General features: G+C 74.3%; 15 protein-coding genes. 4 read left to right on the top strand and 11 right to left on the bottom strand.

The genetic code is table 11. The annotated features are described in order from the left end of the window. The first annotated feature begins 134 nt into the window (after window positions 1-134). Window positions 135-653, top strand: coding sequence for a bacterioferritin (gene bfr / locus IF99_RS0102040; protein ID WP_030994534.1), 519 nt, complete (start codon window positions 135-137; stop codon window positions 651-653). A gap of 29 nt (window positions 654-682) precedes the next feature. Here the strand turns inward: bfr and IF99_RS0102035 are convergent, their stop codons facing one another. Continuing rightward, window positions 683-964, bottom strand: coding sequence for a (2Fe-2S)-binding protein (locus tag IF99_RS0102035; RefSeq protein WP_030994533.1), 282 nt, complete (start codon window positions 962-964; stop codon window positions 683-685). 204 nt (window positions 965-1,168) lie between these two features. After that, window positions 1,169-2,536, bottom strand: a complete 1,368-nt coding sequence (locus IF99_RS0102030; RefSeq protein WP_030994532.1) for a class II 3-deoxy-7-phosphoheptulonate synthase — start codon at window positions 2,534-2,536, stop codon at window positions 1,169-1,171. A 244-nt stretch (window positions 2,537-2,780) separates the two neighbouring features. Between IF99_RS0102030 and IF99_RS0102025 the strand changes: the two genes are divergently transcribed. Then, complete coding sequence (locus IF99_RS0102025) at window positions 2,781-4,718, top strand: anthranilate synthase family protein (RefSeq protein WP_030994531.1); 1,938 nt, start codon at window positions 2,781-2,783, stop codon at window positions 4,716-4,718. A 126-nt stretch (window positions 4,719-4,844) separates the two neighbouring features. On the opposite strand, the gene IF99_RS0102020 is transcribed toward IF99_RS0102025, so the two are convergent. The 3 genes from IF99_RS0102020 to IF99_RS0102010 form a co-directional block, all read right to left on the bottom strand. Further along, window positions 4,845-5,525 (bottom strand): response regulator, encoded by a 681-nt coding sequence (locus tag IF99_RS0102020; RefSeq protein WP_030994530.1) that lies wholly within the window; start codon window positions 5,523-5,525, stop codon window positions 4,845-4,847. Then, window positions 5,522-6,718, bottom strand: coding sequence for a MacS family sensor histidine kinase (gene macS / locus IF99_RS0102015; RefSeq protein ID WP_030994529.1), 1,197 nt, complete (start codon window positions 6,716-6,718; stop codon window positions 5,522-5,524). The genes IF99_RS0102020 and macS overlap by 4 nt, the downstream gene beginning before the upstream one ends. 170 nt (window positions 6,719-6,888) lie before the next feature. Continuing rightward, window positions 6,889-7,617 (bottom strand): lysophospholipid acyltransferase family protein, encoded by a 729-nt coding sequence (locus IF99_RS0102010; RefSeq protein ID WP_030994528.1) that lies wholly within the window; start codon window positions 7,615-7,617, stop codon window positions 6,889-6,891. Between the two features lie 251 nt (window positions 7,618-7,868). On the opposite strand from IF99_RS0102010, the gene IF99_RS0102005 reads away from it, so the two are divergent. Together IF99_RS0102005 and IF99_RS0102000 are read left to right on the top strand one after the other, a co-directional pair. After that, complete coding sequence (locus tag IF99_RS0102005) at window positions 7,869-8,666, top strand: alpha/beta hydrolase (RefSeq protein ID WP_030994527.1); 798 nt, start codon at window positions 7,869-7,871, stop codon at window positions 8,664-8,666. Next, window positions 8,659-9,243 (top strand): hypothetical protein, encoded by a 585-nt coding sequence (locus IF99_RS0102000; protein WP_030994526.1) that lies wholly within the window; start codon window positions 8,659-8,661, stop codon window positions 9,241-9,243. Before IF99_RS0102005 ends, IF99_RS0102000 begins: the two co-directional genes overlap by 8 nt. Before the next feature lie 101 nt (window positions 9,244-9,344). On the opposite strand, the gene IF99_RS0101995 is transcribed toward IF99_RS0102000, so the two are convergent. From IF99_RS0101995 to IF99_RS0101970, 6 genes are all read right to left on the bottom strand, one after another. Then, window positions 9,345-10,103 carry an endonuclease/exonuclease/phosphatase family protein gene (locus IF99_RS0101995; RefSeq protein WP_030994525.1) on the bottom strand — a complete coding sequence of 253 codons (759 nt, stop codon included), beginning with the start codon at window positions 10,101-10,103 and terminating at the stop codon, window positions 9,345-9,347. A gap of 108 nt (window positions 10,104-10,211) precedes the next feature. Next, window positions 10,212-11,153 carry an ROK family glucokinase gene (locus tag IF99_RS0101990; RefSeq protein WP_030994524.1) on the bottom strand — a complete coding sequence of 314 codons (942 nt, stop codon included), beginning with the start codon at window positions 11,151-11,153 and terminating at the stop codon, window positions 10,212-10,214. A gap of 56 nt (window positions 11,154-11,209) precedes the next feature. After that, entirely contained in the window at window positions 11,210-11,677 is a 468-nt protein-coding gene (locus IF99_RS0101985) for a DUF5304 family protein (RefSeq protein ID WP_030994523.1), read from the bottom strand. A gap of 142 nt (window positions 11,678-11,819) precedes the next feature. Beyond that, window positions 11,820-12,941 carry an ArsA-related P-loop ATPase gene (locus IF99_RS0101980; RefSeq protein ID WP_030994522.1) on the bottom strand — a complete coding sequence of 374 codons (1,122 nt, stop codon included), beginning with the start codon at window positions 12,939-12,941 and terminating at the stop codon, window positions 11,820-11,822. 8 nt (window positions 12,942-12,949) lie between these two features. Further along, complete coding sequence (locus tag IF99_RS0101975) at window positions 12,950-13,405, bottom strand: SRPBCC family protein (RefSeq protein WP_030994521.1); 456 nt, start codon at window positions 13,403-13,405, stop codon at window positions 12,950-12,952. A 100-nt stretch (window positions 13,406-13,505) separates the two neighbouring features. After that, window positions 13,506-14,276: a metallophosphoesterase family protein gene (locus tag IF99_RS0101970; protein WP_030994520.1), complete on the bottom strand. Its 771-nt coding sequence runs from the start codon at window positions 14,274-14,276 to the stop codon at window positions 13,506-13,508. Window positions 14,277-14,501: the final 225 nt, after the last annotated feature.

Genomic DNA, 14,501 nt, shown 5'->3' with positions numbered 1-14,501 from the left:
CGGGGACATACCTGACTAAGCGTGCACTTACTGGACTCCGCGGAACCGGTGATGCGACGATGCGCGCGTTCCGTAGCAGGCCGGACACCCGACGTACCCGCCGCCTAGTCGTACTCCTGGAAGGAGCCCGGACGATGCAGGGCGACCCCGAGGTCATCGAATTCCTCAACGAGCAGCTCACGGCTGAGCTGACGGCGATCAACCAGTACTTCCTCCACGCCAAGCTGCAGGATCACAAGGGGTGGACGAAGCTCGCGAAGTACACGCGCGCCGAGTCCTTCGACGAGATGCGGCACGCGGAGATCCTCACGGACCGCATCCTGCTCCTCGACGGCCTGCCGAACTACCAGCGGCTCTTCCACGTCTCGGTGGGGCAGACGGTGACGGAGATGTTCCGCGCCGACCGGCAGATCGAGGTCGAGGCGATCGACCGGCTGCGGCGCGGGATCGAGCTGATGCGCGCCAAGGGCGACATCACCTCGGCGAACGTCTTCGAGGCGATCCTCGCGGACGAGGAGCACCACATCGACTACCTGGACACCCAGCTCGACCTCATCGAGAAGCTGGGCGAGGCGCTGTACCTGTCGACGGTCATCTCGCAGGAGCAGCCGGACCCCTCGGGGCCGGGCACGAGCGGCTTCAAGACGGACTGACGCGGCGCGGCCGGTACGGGCCCTACGGCTCAGGCGGCGTCGTCGAGGCGTGCGACCGGTGCCGGGGACGGCAGCGCGACCGCTACGGGGAGCGGGGCCGGTGCGGGCGGGAACACCGGCTCGTCGCGGTCGGCGGCCTCCCTGCGCGGGCAGGTGCCCCGGCCGAGGAGGGCCTGGATGCGGCGGACGCAACCGCCGCAGTCGGTCCCGGCCTTGCAGGCGGAGGCGATCTTGCGGGGCGTGACGGCCCCGCCCTCCGCGTGCGCGCGCACGTCCGCCTCCGTGATGCCGAAGCACGAGCACACGTACACGCGGGTCACCTCCTGCCGAAACCGCCGGTCGTCCGGTCCGTACGGGCCGGTCGCCTCCTCGTGCCGGGGGGACCACCCACCCGTCCTGCTGAGGCAAACCTAACCTAACCCTGCCGGAGCGCGGCGAGGAACCCCGGATACGCCGATGGGGCACGGATCACAGACGATCCGTGCCCCTTCGGCGGCCCTACGATCCGGCGTACCTCACTGCGAGCGGTACATCTCCGCGACGAGGAAGGCGAGGTCGAGCGACTGGCTGCGGTTCAGGCGCGGGTCGCAGGCGGTCTCGTAGCGCTGGTGGAGGTCGTCGACGAAGATCTCGTCGCCGCCGCCCACGCACTCGGTGACGTCGTCCCCGGTCAGTTCCACGTGGATGCCGCCGGGGTGGGTGCCCAGCTCCTTGTGGACCTCGAAGAATCCCTTGACCTCGTCGAGCACGTCGTCGAAGCGGCGGGTCTTGTGGCCCGAGGCCGCCTCGAAGGTGTTGCCGTGCATCGGGTCGGTGACCCAGGCGACCGTGGCGCCCGAGGCGGTGACCTTCTCGACGAGCGTGGGGAGCTTGTCGCGGATCTTGTCCGCGCCCATGCGCACGACGAAGGTGAGGCGGCCGGGCTCGCGCTCGGGGTCGAGGCGCTCGATGTACTGGAGCGCCTCCTCCGGGGTCGTGGAGGGGCCGAGCTTGACGCCGATGGGGTTGCGGATCTTCGAGGCGAACTCGATGTGGGCGCCGTCGAGCTGACGGGTGCGCTCACCGATCCACACCATGTGCGCCGAGACGTCGTAGAGCCGCCCGGTGCGCGAGTCGACGCGCGTGAGCGCCGACTCGTAGTCCATGAGCAGCGCCTCGTGCGAGGAGTAGAACTCGACGGTGCGGAACTCCTCGGGGTCGGTCCCGCAGGCCCGCATGAAGTTCAGCGCGTTGTCGATCTCGCGGGCGAGCTGCTCGTAGCGCTGGCCCGAGGCCGAGGTGCGCACGAAGTCCTGGTTCCAGGCGTGCACCTGGCGCAGGTCCGCGTACCCGCCCGTGGTGAAGGCGCGCACGAGGTTCAGCGTCGACGCCGAGTGGTGGTACATGCGGCGCAGGCGGTCCGGGTCGGGGACGCGCGCGGCCTCGGTGAAGTCGAAGCCGTTGACGGAGTCGCCCCGGTAGCTGGGGAGCGTCACGCCGTCGCGGGTCTCGGTGTCCTTCGAACGGGGCTTGGAGTACTGGCCCGCGATCCGGCCGACCTTCACGACGGGCACGGAGGCCGCGTAGGTGAGGACGGCGCCCATCTGGAGGATCGTCTTGAGCTTGGCGCGGATGTGCTCGGCGGTCACGGCGTCGAAGGACTCGGCGCAGTCGCCGCCCTGGAGGAGGAACGCCTCGCCGCGGGCGACGGCTCCCATCCGGGTGCGCAGCTCGTCGCACTCGCCGGCGAAGACGAGCGGGGGATACGACTCAAGGTCCGCGACGACTTCGCGCAGGGCCTCGGCATCGGGGTACGTAGGCTGCTGCGCCGCGGGCAGGTCTCGCCAGCTCGCCTTGGTGGCGAGGGCGTCAATATCAGCGTTCACGGTCACACGGCCCACCATACGGGGTCCTTATGCGCGGCCGAGGGGGTGGCCGAGGTGTGAGACGGCGGTTCCGTCGTCCGGACGCGCGCCGGTTGTTCGGGTACCCTCGCCCTCATGTTCGCGACTCTTTCCACCTGGTGGTGGTCCGCTCCCTAGCGGTCCACCTCTGTCGCGTACGTCGCGAGAAGGCCGCCCGAGGGCGGCCTTCGGTGTTTCCGGGGGTGGGCCCTCAGCGGCTCCCGTCCTCCCCGGAAGGAATCCGATGACCAGCACCGCCCAGGTCCTCGCCCGTCTCACCGCCCCCGGCGCCCCGCCCTTCGCGCTGCTGCGGCGCCGTACTCCGGGCCTGGAGCCCGACACCGTCGAGGTACTGCTCGGACAGGTGCGCGAGGTGGAACGGCTCGCGGACATCCCTGACGAGGACGCCGCGCACCCCGTCCTCGCCCTCGTGCCGTTCGGGCAGATCAGGGAGCGGGGCTTCGAGGTGCGCGAGGACGGGACGCCGCTCGCGGTGCTCGTCGCCGAGGAGACGCACCGGCTGCCGCTCGACGAGGTGACGGCGCTGCTGCCCGCCCACCGCCCCGGGATCGTCGGCCACGGCTTCGACCAGGACGACGACGCCTACGCCGCGACGGTGGGCCGGGTGCTGCGGGACGAGATCGGCTCGGGCGAGGGCGCGAACTTCGTCGTGCGCCGTACGTACCGGGCCGAGATCCCCGGCTTCGGGCGGCGGGACGCGCTCGCCCTGTTCCGGCGGCTGCTCGTGGGCGAGCGGGGCGCCTACTGGACCTTCGTCGTGCACACCGGGGAGCGCACGCTCGTGGGCGCGAGCCCGGAGGCGCACGTGCGGATGACGGGCGGGACCGTCGTGATGAACCCGATCAGCGGCACGTACCGCTATCCGGCCGCGGGCCCGGACGCCGAGGACCTGCTGCGCTTCCTCGCGGACGCGAAGGAGACGGAGGAGCTGTCGATGGTGGTGGACGAGGAGCTGAAGATGATGGCGACCGTCGGCGACCTCGGCGGGGTCGTCGTCGGGCCGCGCCTGAAGGAGATGGCCCATCTCGCGCACACCGAGTACGAGTTGCGGGGGCGCTCGACGCTGGACGCGCGCGAGGTGCTGTGCGAGACGATGTTCGCCGCGACCGTGACCGGGTCCCCCGTGCAGAACGCCTGCCGGGTCATCGCGCGCCACGAGCCGGACGGACGCGGCTACTACGCGGGCGCGCTCGCGCTCCTCGGCCGCGACGCCTCGGGCGCGCAGACGCTCGACTCGCCCATCCTGATCCGCACCGCCGACATCGACCGGGCGGGACGGCTGCGCGTCGGCGTCGGCGCGACCCTCGTGCGCGGCTCGGACCCGTACGGCGAGGTCGCCGAGACGCACGCGAAGGCGGCGGGGGTGCTGACGGCGCTGGGCGTACGGGACGAGGGCGCCGCGCGGGCCACGGGCACGGCGCCGCCGCGGCTCGCGGACGATCCGCGGGTGCGGGCCGCGCTCGACGGGCGGCGGGCGGGGCTCGCGCCGTTCTGGCTGCGGCTGCGGGAGGCACCGGCCGGGGAGCCGGGGGCGCGGGTGCTCGTCGTGGACGCGGAGGACACGTTCACGGCGATGCTCGCGCACCTGCTGCGCGCGACGGGCTGCGAGGTGCGCGTGCGGCGGCACGACGAGCCGGGCCTGCGCGAGGCGGCGCTCGCCCACGAGGGCCCGGTCGTGCTCGGCCCCGGCCCCGGCGACCCGGCCGACCGGGAGGACCCGCGGATGCGGCGGCTCGGCGCGCTCGCGGAGGCGCTGCTCGCCGGGCACCGGCACGGTGTGCTCGGGGTGTGCCTGGGCCACGAGCTGATCGCGGAGCGCCTCGGGCTGCGGATCGTCCGCAAGGAGGTCCCCTGCCAAGGCGCGCAGACCGAGATCGGCCTCTTCGGCCGCCGCGAGACGGTCGGCTTCTACAACAGCTTCGTCGCCCACTGCGACGACGAGGCGGCCACCGAACTCGCGGCCCACGGCATCGAGGTGAGCCGCGACCCGGCGAACGGCGAGGTCCACGCGCTGCGCGGTCCGGGCTTCGCGTCCGTCCAGTTCCACCCGGAGTCGGTCCTGAGCCTGCGAGGGGTGGAAGTGGTGCGGGAGCTGGTGGAGGGGGTCCTCGGCTCTGCGGCCCGTCGGCGCTCCAGCCCGACCGGGGCGGCTCGCGGCTGAAGGGCGGGGAAGGGTGAGGGGCGGGGTCCGGGGCGGCGCCCCGGCCCACGCCGCTCCGCCCGCCCCGGTCCAGCTCGCGGCGCGCCGCCCCACCGCGTCAGCGGCGTCTCCCCGGTTCCTTCCGCCTCACTCCGCGTCGTCGAGCCCCTGCTCGATCGCGTACCGGACGAGTTCCACGCGGTTGTGCAGCTGCAATTTCCCCAAGGTGTTCTGCACGTGGTTCTGCACGGTCCGGTGCGAGATGACGAGACGCTCCGCGATCTGCTTGTAGCTCAGTCCCTTCGCCACCAGCCGCAGCACCTCCGTCTCGCGCTCGGTGAGCCGCGGTGTCTCCGGCCCCCCGCCGGGTGCCTTCTGCTCCGGTTCGGCCGCGAGCCTGCGGTACTCGCCGAGGACGAGCCCGGCGAGGCCGGGGGTGAAGACGGCGTCGCCGACGGCCGTCCGGCGCACCGCCTCGATCAGTTCCTCCGTGCTCGCCGACTTCACGAGGTAGCCGGTGGCCCCGGACTTCACGGCCTCCAGGACGTCGGCGTGCTCGCCGGAGGCCGAGAGCACCAGGACGTGCAGCTCGGGCCGCTCCCGCACGAGGCGCTTGCACACCTCGACGCCGGGCAGGCCCGGCAGATTGAGGTCCAGGACGAGGACGTCGGGGCGGGTAGCGGTCGCGCGGCGTACGGCCTGCGGGCCGTCCCCGGCGGTGGCGACGAGGGCGAAACCGGCCGCCTCCAGGTCGCGGGCGACGGCGTCCCGCCACATCGGGTGGTCGTCGACGACCATGACGCGGACGGGCTGTGCGGGCGCGTTCATCGGGCGCTGTCCTTCCTGTCGTTCGTCTTCTCGGGCGGGCGCGGCAGGCGCAGTTCGACCTCGGTGCCCTGGCCCGGGACCGAGAAGAGCGTGGCGGTGCCGCCGAGGTCGGCGAGGCGGCCCCTGATCGACTGCGCGACGCCGAGGCGGCCCTGCCCGGCGGCTTCGGCGAGGCGGCCCTCGGGGATGCCGGGCCCGTCGTCCCGCACGGTCACGAGCACCGCGTCCGTCTCGTCCTCGACGAGCAGCCAGGCCCGCGCCTCCTCGCCCGCGTGCCGGGCGACGTTGTCGAGCGCGGCGGAGACGGCCGCGGTCAGCTCGCGGGCGGCGTGCGCGGCGAGCGGCACGGGGGTGCCGGGGCCCGAGAGGCTCGTACGGGCGTCCGCGAGCGGGGCGAGGAGCGCCATGAGGTCGAGCGGGGCGCCCGGGTTCCCGGGGTGTGGCGCGGCGGGCGGCGGCCCGCCCCGGACGAGGGCGCGCAGGGCGGTCTCCTGCTCGCCCGCGAGCCTGCCCAGCTCCGCCGCCTCGCCGCCGAGCGCGGTGCCGCGCCGCTGCACCATGGCGAGGACCTGGAGCACGCCGTCGTGGATGTCGCGGGCGAGGCGTTCGCGCTCGCGGGTCGCCGACTCGATCTCCAGGGCACGGGCCAGGGTGCGCTCGGAGGCGCGGGCGACCTCGACGACGTACCCGATGGCGATCGCCGCGATGCAGACGAGGAGCACGTTGTGGAGGGTGCTCGGGCTCGGCGCGCCGCGCTGCACGACGTTCGCGACGCCGACGAGCACCGAGGCGGCGGCCGCCGGGCGCCAGCCGCCCTTGAGCGCCCAGGCGAGGACCGCGCCCGCCGTCCATATGGAGGGCAGCGTGGGCACTCCGCTCGCGACGCGCGCGGCGCCGTCGGCGAGGGGCGTGAGCAGGATGCCGGTGAGGGCGAGGAGGAGGTCGGCGACGAGGAAGGGGCGCGTGCAGCGGCCCCGCGCGCGCACGCGCGGCAGGGTGAGGAACGTCCAGGGAAGGAGGACGGCGTAGAAGGCCCAGGCGACAGCGGGGCGGGCGAAGTGCTCGCGCTCAACGAGGAAGAGGGCGAAGGCGTACGGGGCGGTGAGGAGGCGGTAGGCGGTGAGGGCCTGCCACAGGGGGCGCTCGACGAGACGGTTCGCCGCCTTCGGCCGCGCGGGCTCGCTCGTGGCCATGTCGTCCTGTCCCCCGTCTGTGCGTACCGGGCCCGGCTCCCGGTCCCCGGGAGCACCCTACGAGAGGGGCCCGCAGGCGGAGACGGTGCCGCCCGCCGAGGGGTTCCGCCGGTCCGCGGCGAAAGGGGTTCAGGCTGCCGAGGCGTTCCGCCGGTCCGCGGCGAAAGGGCTCAGGCCGCTTTCGGCTTGCCGTTCTTCGCGGCCTCCGCCTTGGCCGCTTCCGCGAGCCGGCGTTTGGCGGCGGTGGCGTAGATGTCCACGTACTCCTGGCCCGAGAGCTTCATGATCTCGTACATGACCTCGTCGGTGAGGGCGCGGAGGATGAAGCGGTCTCCCTCCATGCCCTCGTACCGGCTGAAGTCGAGGGGCTTGCCGATGCGGATGCCGGGCCGCATGAGCTTGGGGACGGCCTTGCCGGGGGGCTGGATCTTCTCGGTGTCGATCATGGCGACGGGGATGACGGGGGCGCCGCTGCCGAGGGCGACGCGGGCGAGACCGCCGGGCTTGCCGCGGTAGAGGCGGCCGTCGGGGGAACGGGTGCCCTCGGGGTAGATGCCGAAGAGTTCGCCGCGCGCGAGGACGTCGAGGCCGCTCTTGATCGCGGCCTCGCCCGCGCCGCGTCCGCCCGAGCGGTCCACGGGGAGCTGTCCGACGCCCTTGAAGAAGGCGGCCGTCAGCCTGCCCTTGACCCCGGGGGTGGTGAAGTACTCGGCCTTCGCGATGAAGGTCACCCGGCGTTCCAGGACGGCGGGGAGGAAGAAGGAGTCGGAGAAGGAGAGGTGGTTGCTCGCGAGGATCGCGGGGCCTTCCTCGGGGATGTTCTCCATGCCCTCGACCCACGGCCGGAACGCCACCTTGAGCGAGGCACCGAGGGAGTGCTTCATCGCGTTGTAGATCACCGGTCCGCCTTCCGTCCTCCGTCGTGGCCGACCATACCGGCCCGGGTGCTCGCACGGCCGTTCCCGGCCGCCCGGGACCCTGGTCGGTGTCGGTCCGGTCGCGTACGGTGAAATACGCCGCGACACCGTACTGTGCCTGTTCCCCCGGGCGTGCGGGTCATGTCCGGGGCCGGGTGTCCGGGCCCCCGCGCCCGCCGCTCCGTCCGTCCGTTCTCCCGTTCGTCGCCGATCGCTCACCGAAGGAGCCCGTCGTGCCGGTCATCGCCGGAGCCGAGCCCTACCGCCACGAGGGCGGTGCCACCGGAGTCCTGTTGTGCCACGGTTTCACGGGGAGTCCGCAGTCGCTGCGGTCGTGGGCCGAGTACCTGGCGGCGCGCGGGCTGAGCGTGTCGCTGCCGCTGCTGCCCGGCCACGGCACCCGCTGGCAGGACCTCCAGGTCACCGGCTGGGAGGACTGGTACGCGGAGGTGGACCGTGCCTTCGCGGAGTTGCGCGAGCGGTGCACGACGGTGCTCGTGGCGGGGCTCTCGATGGGCGGGGCGCTCGCGCTGCGGCTCGCCGAGCGGCACGGCGACGCGGTCGCGGGCCTCGTGCTGGTGAACCCGGCGCTCAAGGTGCACGGTCTCGCCGCGCACGCGCTGCCGGTGGCGCGGCATCTCCTGCCCTCGACGAGGGGGATCGTCAGCGACATCGCGAAGGAGGGCGTCGAGGAGACCGGGTACACGCGGGTCCCGCTGCACGCCGCCCACTCGCTGCGGCGCTTCTTCCGGATCGTGGACGGCGATCTGCCGCGCGTCTCGCAGCCGCTGCTCCTCCTGCACAGCGCCACGGACCACGTCGTACCGCCCGCCGACTCGGCGCGCGTGCTCGCGCGGGTCTCCTCGGCGGACACCACCGAGGTGGTCCTGGAACACAGCCACCATGTCGCGACGTTGGACCACGACGCGGACCGGATCTTCGCGGAGAGCGAGTCCTTCGTGGCCCGGATCGCCCCCGAGTACTCCCATGTCGGCCTTGTCGGCCAGGAAGGGACGGCCAGCGGTGGCTGAGAACGGCGCGGAGCGCGAGGAGAGCAGGGAGCCGGAGGAGAGCGGTGTGCCCCCGCTCGACGAGGAGGCGGCGTGGGCGGCGATCGTCGCGGGGTACGGCGAGGAGCCGGCCGACCCGCCGGGCGCGAAGCCCTTCAAGTCGGTCGACGACCTGGCGGGCCTGGAGGCGAGATCGCGCAACGAGCGGCGCGACGCCCCCGCCGAGGAGCCGGGCGAGGACGAGGAGCCCCCGGGGAGGACACCGCTCGGCGGCTCGGTCGCCTTCGCGCCCGGCGTCCGCGGCGGCCCGCCCCCGGGCCCGCGCGACCACACCCCGGCGGAGGAGGACGAGGGCCACTTCGTCCCGCCGGACCCGCAGCTTCCCGAGTCCGACGTGACCGCGAAGTTCGCCTGGCTCGCGGTGATCGGCGGCCCGGTCCTGACCCTCCTGGCCGTCCTCTTCGACTGGGACATGACCTGGTGGCTCGCGACGCTCTGCATCGGCGGCTTCGTGGGCGGCTTCGTCACCCTGGTGATCCGCATGGGAGCGGGCGATGACGAGGACGAGGACGACCCGGGCAGAGGCGCGGTGGTCTGACCACCGGGTCACCCGCAACCACCCACAAACCCAGCCCCTCCGGCGTTTGAGGAGCGGGGTCCGGGGCGGAGCCCCGCGCGCCCCGCCCCGCCGAGGGGCGCCTACCCCTCCGCCGGCACCCGCACCGCGGCCAGCACCGGCAAGTGGTCAGACGCCCGCCGCACCTCCGCGCCCTCCAGCACCGGCACCGGCACCCCGCACCCGAGCACCTCCACCCCCTCCGTCACGAACACCGCGTCGATCCGCTGGTACGGGTCCTCGGCGGTGGAGGTGAACTCCCCGCCCCAGGGCCGCGCGACGAACGCGTCCCGCAGCGTCGCCGCCACGTGCCGGAACGCCGCCCCGCGCGGCCCCTCGTTGAGGTCGCCCCCCGCGACGACGTGCGAGACCCCCAGCCCGGCCACCGTCTCCGTCAACAGCCGTGCCTGCGCGAGCCGTTCGTCCTTCGCGAGGCTCAGGTGGCAGCTCACGACGCCGAGGCGCGCGGCACCGAACCGCACGACGGCCGTCGAGAAGCCGCGCCGGTGCAGCCCGGGGGTGAGCGGCAGCAGCACGTCCTCGGTCCGCTCGACGGTCGCCCGCAACGAGCAGAGCAGGGCGGGCCCGGCGGCGGTCGCGCCGCCCGCGAGGGTCACGAGCCCGGCGGAACGGGCGAGGCGGGAGAGGGCCTTGCGCCAGCGGAAGAAGCGCGGGGCCTCCTGGATCAGGACGAGATCGGGCTCGCAGGCGCGGATGACCCGCCCGAGCGCGGCGGTGTCGTCGCGCATCGAGCGGATGTTGTAGCTGAGGACCCGTACGACGGCCGAGCCGTCCTCCTCGGTACGGGACGCGGGCAGGCCCTGGGGCGCGGCGGTGCTCATGGCGGTCAGGCTAACCACCCCCGGCCGCGCCAAGATCGCGCACCCCGGGGCACCCGTGCCGCCCCGCTGCGGGCGGGGCGGCACGGTGCCGGTGCGTGCGGCGGCGGGTCAGCCCTGGCGGGCGAGGTCGGCGGCGCCGACGAGCCCTGCCTTGTTGCCGAGCTGGGCGGCGAGCACCTGGGCGTGCGGGCGCCAGGCGCCGCCGATGAGCCAGCGCCGGAAGGAGCGGCGGATCGGGTCGAGGACGAGGTCGCCCTCGTCCGAGACGCCGCCGCCGACGATGAAGGCCGAGGGGTCGAAGAGCGAGGCGAGGTCGGCGAGCCCGGCCCCCGCCCAGCGGGCCAGTTCGCGGAAGGAGTCGATGGCGACCGGGTCGCCCTGGCGGGCGGCCTGGCTGATGTGCTTGCCCTCGATGCCGTCCGGCGTGCCGTCGCCGAAGCCGAGCAGGATCTCGGCGTTCTCCGGGGTCGCGTGGGCGCGCTGCTTGGCGTAGCGGACGAGGGCGCGGCCGGAGGCGTACTGCTCCCAGCAGCCCTGGCTGCCGCAGCCGCACAGGAGGCCGTCGGGGACGACCCGGATGTGGCCGAACTCGGCGGCGACGCCGAAGCGTCCGCGCCGGAGCTTGTTGCCGACGATGATGCCGCCGCCGAGCCCGGTGCCGAGGGTGATGCAGATGACGTCCTCGTGCCCCTGGCCGGCGCCGAAGCGGTACTCGCCCCAGGCGGCGGCGTTCGCGTCGTTCTCGACGACGACGGGGAGGCCGACGCGCTTCTCGATCTTGTCCTTCAGCGGCTCGTGCCGCCAGTGGATGTTGGGTGCGAAGAGGACGGTGGCCCGTTTGTCGTCCACGTATCCGGCCGCGCCGATGCCCACGGCCTCGATGTCGTGTCCCTTGCTGGCCCCGGCGACCGCGCTGGAGATCGCGTCGACGATGGCCTCGGCGGTGGGCGGTGTGGGCACGGTGAACGTCGAGAGGATCGTGCCCTCCTCGTCCACCACTCCAGCCGCGATCTTGGTACCGCCGATGTCGACGCCGATGGTGAGTCCCATGTGTCCCTCAGTTTTCGGTCGAGCCCCGCTGGGGCCCAACCTTACGCGAGGGCCCGTCAGTCGAGGTCGATGCGCTCCCCGCGGCCGCCGTCGCCCTCCTCGGGCGGGCGCTTGCGCGGCGACTCGCCGGCGGGCGCCTCGGACGGCTTCTCGCGGGTCCAGCGGGCCTCCTGCCCGGTGACCGCGGAGCGGTAGGCGGCGAGGAGTTCGGAGCCGGCCGCCGCGAGGTGGTCGAGCACCTCGGGGTTGCGGGCCAGGACGGGCTCGACGAAGGAGCGGGCCTGGCCGACGACCTGGCGCACGGCCTCGCCCTGGAGGGGGCCCGCGGCGCGGGAGGTGAAGCCGGTCAGCTTCTCGGCGAGGGTGTCGGCGAGACGCAGCAGTTCCTCGGCGGCGGAACCGGTCTCGGCCCGCCCCTCGCGGGCACGGCGCTCGCGCTCGGCGGCGAGGTCCTCGGCGCAGGCCTCGGACCAGGCGTCGCCCGCGGCGTCCTCGGGCGGCTGGGAGGATTGGGCTTCGCTCATGGCGGACTCCTGGGGCACGGGTGTACCTCCGAAGGTACCGGACCCGCTGCGCGGTCCGCCGGGCCCGGGGACGCACCGGCGAGAACGCCGCCGGGCCGCCCGCCGCCCCGGTCGCGGGCGGGGGCCCCGCCCGTGCTCCTCCTCAGCCCTCCGGCCACAGCCCCGGCGTCGGCCGGAACCGGACCCGCAGCACGTCCTCGCGCAGGGCCGCCCCCGTGACGTCGCAGCGGCGCAGGGCCGAGGGGAGGGGCCGGGTGCGGCGGAAGGGGCCCGCCGTGACGGCGAGTTCGTCCTCGAAGCGGTAGAGGTCGAGTTCCCCGCGTTCGGCTCCGGGCAGGGGGACGTGCCACTCGACGAGGCCCGTCCGCGCGCGCAGGTCGTGCAGGGTCCACTCGGGGGCCTCCGCGGGCTCGCCGGGCGGCGGGACGCCGAGGGCTTCGAGACCGGCGAGGTCCGCCGGTTCGGCGCCGAGGTGCGGGATCTCGCGCACGTCCTCGTACGTCCGGAGGGCCGCGCGCTGGGCCGCCGCGCCGAAGGCCCCTTCGGGCAGGACGCGGTTGGCGAGCGGCCGGTCGAGCGCGACGCCGTGCAGGCTCGCGGCGACACGGGTGAGGCGCAGCGCCTCCGTACCGGCGCGGCCGGGTTCGACGACGGGCAGGAGGCTCGTGCCGGGCCCGGTGAGGAGCGCTTCGCTCGCGGCGAGCGCGGCCTCGGCGCGCGCGGCGGCCTCGTACCACTCCCCGCCGGGCAGCGGGACGCCCGCGAGCTTGCCGAGCACGGGCCGCAGGGCGCGCGCCGCCTGGCGCTGCCGGGGCAGGAGCCGGTCGAGGTAGCGGCGCAGCAGGGCGGGCGCGGCGAGGAGCCCGAGCCCGTCGGTACCGGCCGGGAGGTCCACGACGAGGAGGCCGTACGCCGCGGTCGCGTGGCGGTGCAGGGCGGTGAGGAGGGCGTACGGGGCGAGTCCGGGCGGGGGCGCGAGTTCGCCGTCCTCCAGGGGGGTCGCTCCGAGCAGCCCGAGGAGGGCGCCCGCGCGGTCCTGGAGCCCTCGCACCCCGTCGCGGAAGGTGGCGGCGGGGTCGGCGGCCACGACGTGCAGGCCCGGGGCCGGTGCGGTGGGCTCGGGACCCGCGGGGAGGCCGAGGGGCCCCGGCCCCGGGGTGAGGAGGAGCGTGGGGGTTCCGGCGCGGGCCGCGGCGAGCGCGGTGGCGGCGGCGAGCGTGGTGCGTCCGGCCCCGCCGGGTCCGGTGACGAGGACGGTGCGCACGGAGGGGATCAGCCCTCGGTGCCGGGCGCGGTGCCGGACTCGACGCGCTTCTTCAGCCCGGCGAGGGCGCGGTCGATGATGACCTTCTCGGCCTTGCGCTTGATCATGCCGAGCATGGGGATCTTGACGTCCACGGTGAGCTGGTAGGTCACCTCGGTCGCCTCGCCCCGGGCGCGCAGCCGGTAGGAGCCGTCGAGGGAGCGCAGCATCTGGGACTTGACGAGGGTCCAGGTGACCTCGTCGGGGCTCACCCACGTGTAGGCGAGGGTCTGGTCGTCCTTGATGGCGCCCGCGTCCATGACGAGGCGGACCTGCTCGGCGCGGCCCTCGGCGTCGCTCGCGAGGACGTCGGCCTCCTTGACCTCGCCGGTCCACTCGGGGTAGCGGGCGAAGTCGGCGATCACACCCATGACCGTGGCCGGAGCGGCCTCGATGGTGATGCTTGAGCTGGTGTGTTCGGCCATCGCCGTGACTCCTCCGTGCTGCCGGGTGGCGGGGACGCGGTGCGGGGCCCGCGCGGGCAAGGCTACCGCTCCCCGGAACGCGCCCCGTCGGGGCCCGTACTCACCAGGTGAGGGCCCAGGGACGGCCCGTTGACGCGAAGTGGCCGACGTTCACGCACTCGGTGGCGCCGATGCGGGCCCGGCGCACGAGCGGCTGGTGGACGTGGCCGAAGAGGTGGTAGCGCGGGCGGGTGCGGCGGATCGCGGCGAGCAGGGCGCCGCTGCCGCGCTCGAAGCGGCGCGCGACGGTGTCGTAGCAGAGTTCGGGCACGTCGGGCGGGATGTGGGTGCACAGCACGTCCACGTCGCCGAGTTGCTCGACGAGGGCCGCGTACTCCTCCTCCTCGCGCTCGTAGGGGGTGCGCATCGGGGTGCGCAGGCCGCCGCCGACGAAGCCGAAGACGCGGCCGCCGATCTCGGCGCGCTGCCCGTCGAGGACGGTGACGCCGGGGTGCGCGTACTCGGGCCACAGGTGCGGGAGGTCGACGTTGCCGAAGGTCGCGTACGTCGGGGTGGGCATCGCGGCGAACAGGCGCGCGTACTGGTCGCGGGTGGCGCGCTCGATGGCGGGGCCCGGCTCCTCGCCGAGCGCCTCCCACAGGGAGCGGCTGAGGGCGTGCGCCTCGGGGAAGCGGCGCGCGGTGCGCAGCGCGACGATCCTGTCCGCGGCCTCGGTGCCGAAGAGGTCGGGGAAGATGCCGTGCGAGTGGTCGGCGTAGTCGAGGAACATGACGAGATCCCCGAGGCAGACGAGCGCGTCGGCCCCGTCCCCGGCGTGCGCGAGATCCCGCGCGTTCCCGTGCACGTCACTCACCACATGAACCCGCGTCATGCGTTCAGCCTAGTACGCGCCCGACGCACGGCCCTCACCTGCGGTTACTCCCCGCGGCACGGCACGGGGGACTACCCTGCCCGCAAGCCCCACCCAGGGAGTGTGACGGAGTGAACATCTCCCCGGTCCCCCTATCGGAACCGCTTACCGGTGGGTAACGTCCGGGCAGTCCGTCCTGCCCCCCGCCGGGGGCACCCGCACCGTCGCGGCGCACGCGCACTCCAC

This window comes from Streptomyces sp. NRRL F-5630, assembly GCF_000719475.1.
GTDB lineage: Bacteria > Actinomycetota > Actinomycetes > Streptomycetales > Streptomycetaceae > Streptomyces.
The sequence above is the reverse complement of the archived record's forward strand: the minus strand, read 5'-3'. Positions and strand labels throughout refer to the sequence as shown.

Bases quoted from the DNA above. Each gene is read 5' to 3' on its own strand.
- bfr (WP_030994534.1), top strand. From the start codon at position 135: ATGCAGGGCGACCCCGAGGTCATCGAATTCCTCAACGAGCAGCTCACG.
- IF99_RS0102030 (WP_030994532.1), bottom strand. From the start codon at position 2,536: ATGGTGGGCCGTGTGACCGTGAACGCTGATATTGACGCCCTCGCCACC.
- IF99_RS0102025 (WP_030994531.1), top strand. From the start codon at position 2,781: ATGACCAGCACCGCCCAGGTCCTCGCCCGTCTCACCGCCCCCGGCGCC.
- IF99_RS0102020 (WP_030994530.1), bottom strand. From the start codon at position 5,525: ATGAACGCGCCCGCACAGCCCGTCCGCGTCATGGTCGTCGACGACCAC.
- macS (WP_030994529.1), bottom strand. From the start codon at position 6,718: ATGGCCACGAGCGAGCCCGCGCGGCCGAAGGCGGCGAACCGTCTCGTC.
- IF99_RS0101995 (WP_030994525.1), bottom strand. From the start codon at position 10,103: ATGAGCACCGCCGCGCCCCAGGGCCTGCCCGCGTCCCGTACCGAGGAG.
- IF99_RS0101990 (WP_030994524.1), bottom strand. From the start codon at position 11,153: ATGGGACTCACCATCGGCGTCGACATCGGCGGTACCAAGATCGCGGCT.
- IF99_RS0101985 (WP_030994523.1), bottom strand. From the start codon at position 11,677: ATGAGCGAAGCCCAATCCTCCCAGCCGCCCGAGGACGCCGCGGGCGAC.
- IF99_RS0101975 (WP_030994521.1), bottom strand. From the start codon at position 13,405: ATGGCCGAACACACCAGCTCAAGCATCACCATCGAGGCCGCTCCGGCC.
- IF99_RS0101970 (WP_030994520.1), bottom strand. From the start codon at position 14,276: ATGACGCGGGTTCATGTGGTGAGTGACGTGCACGGGAACGCGCGGGAT.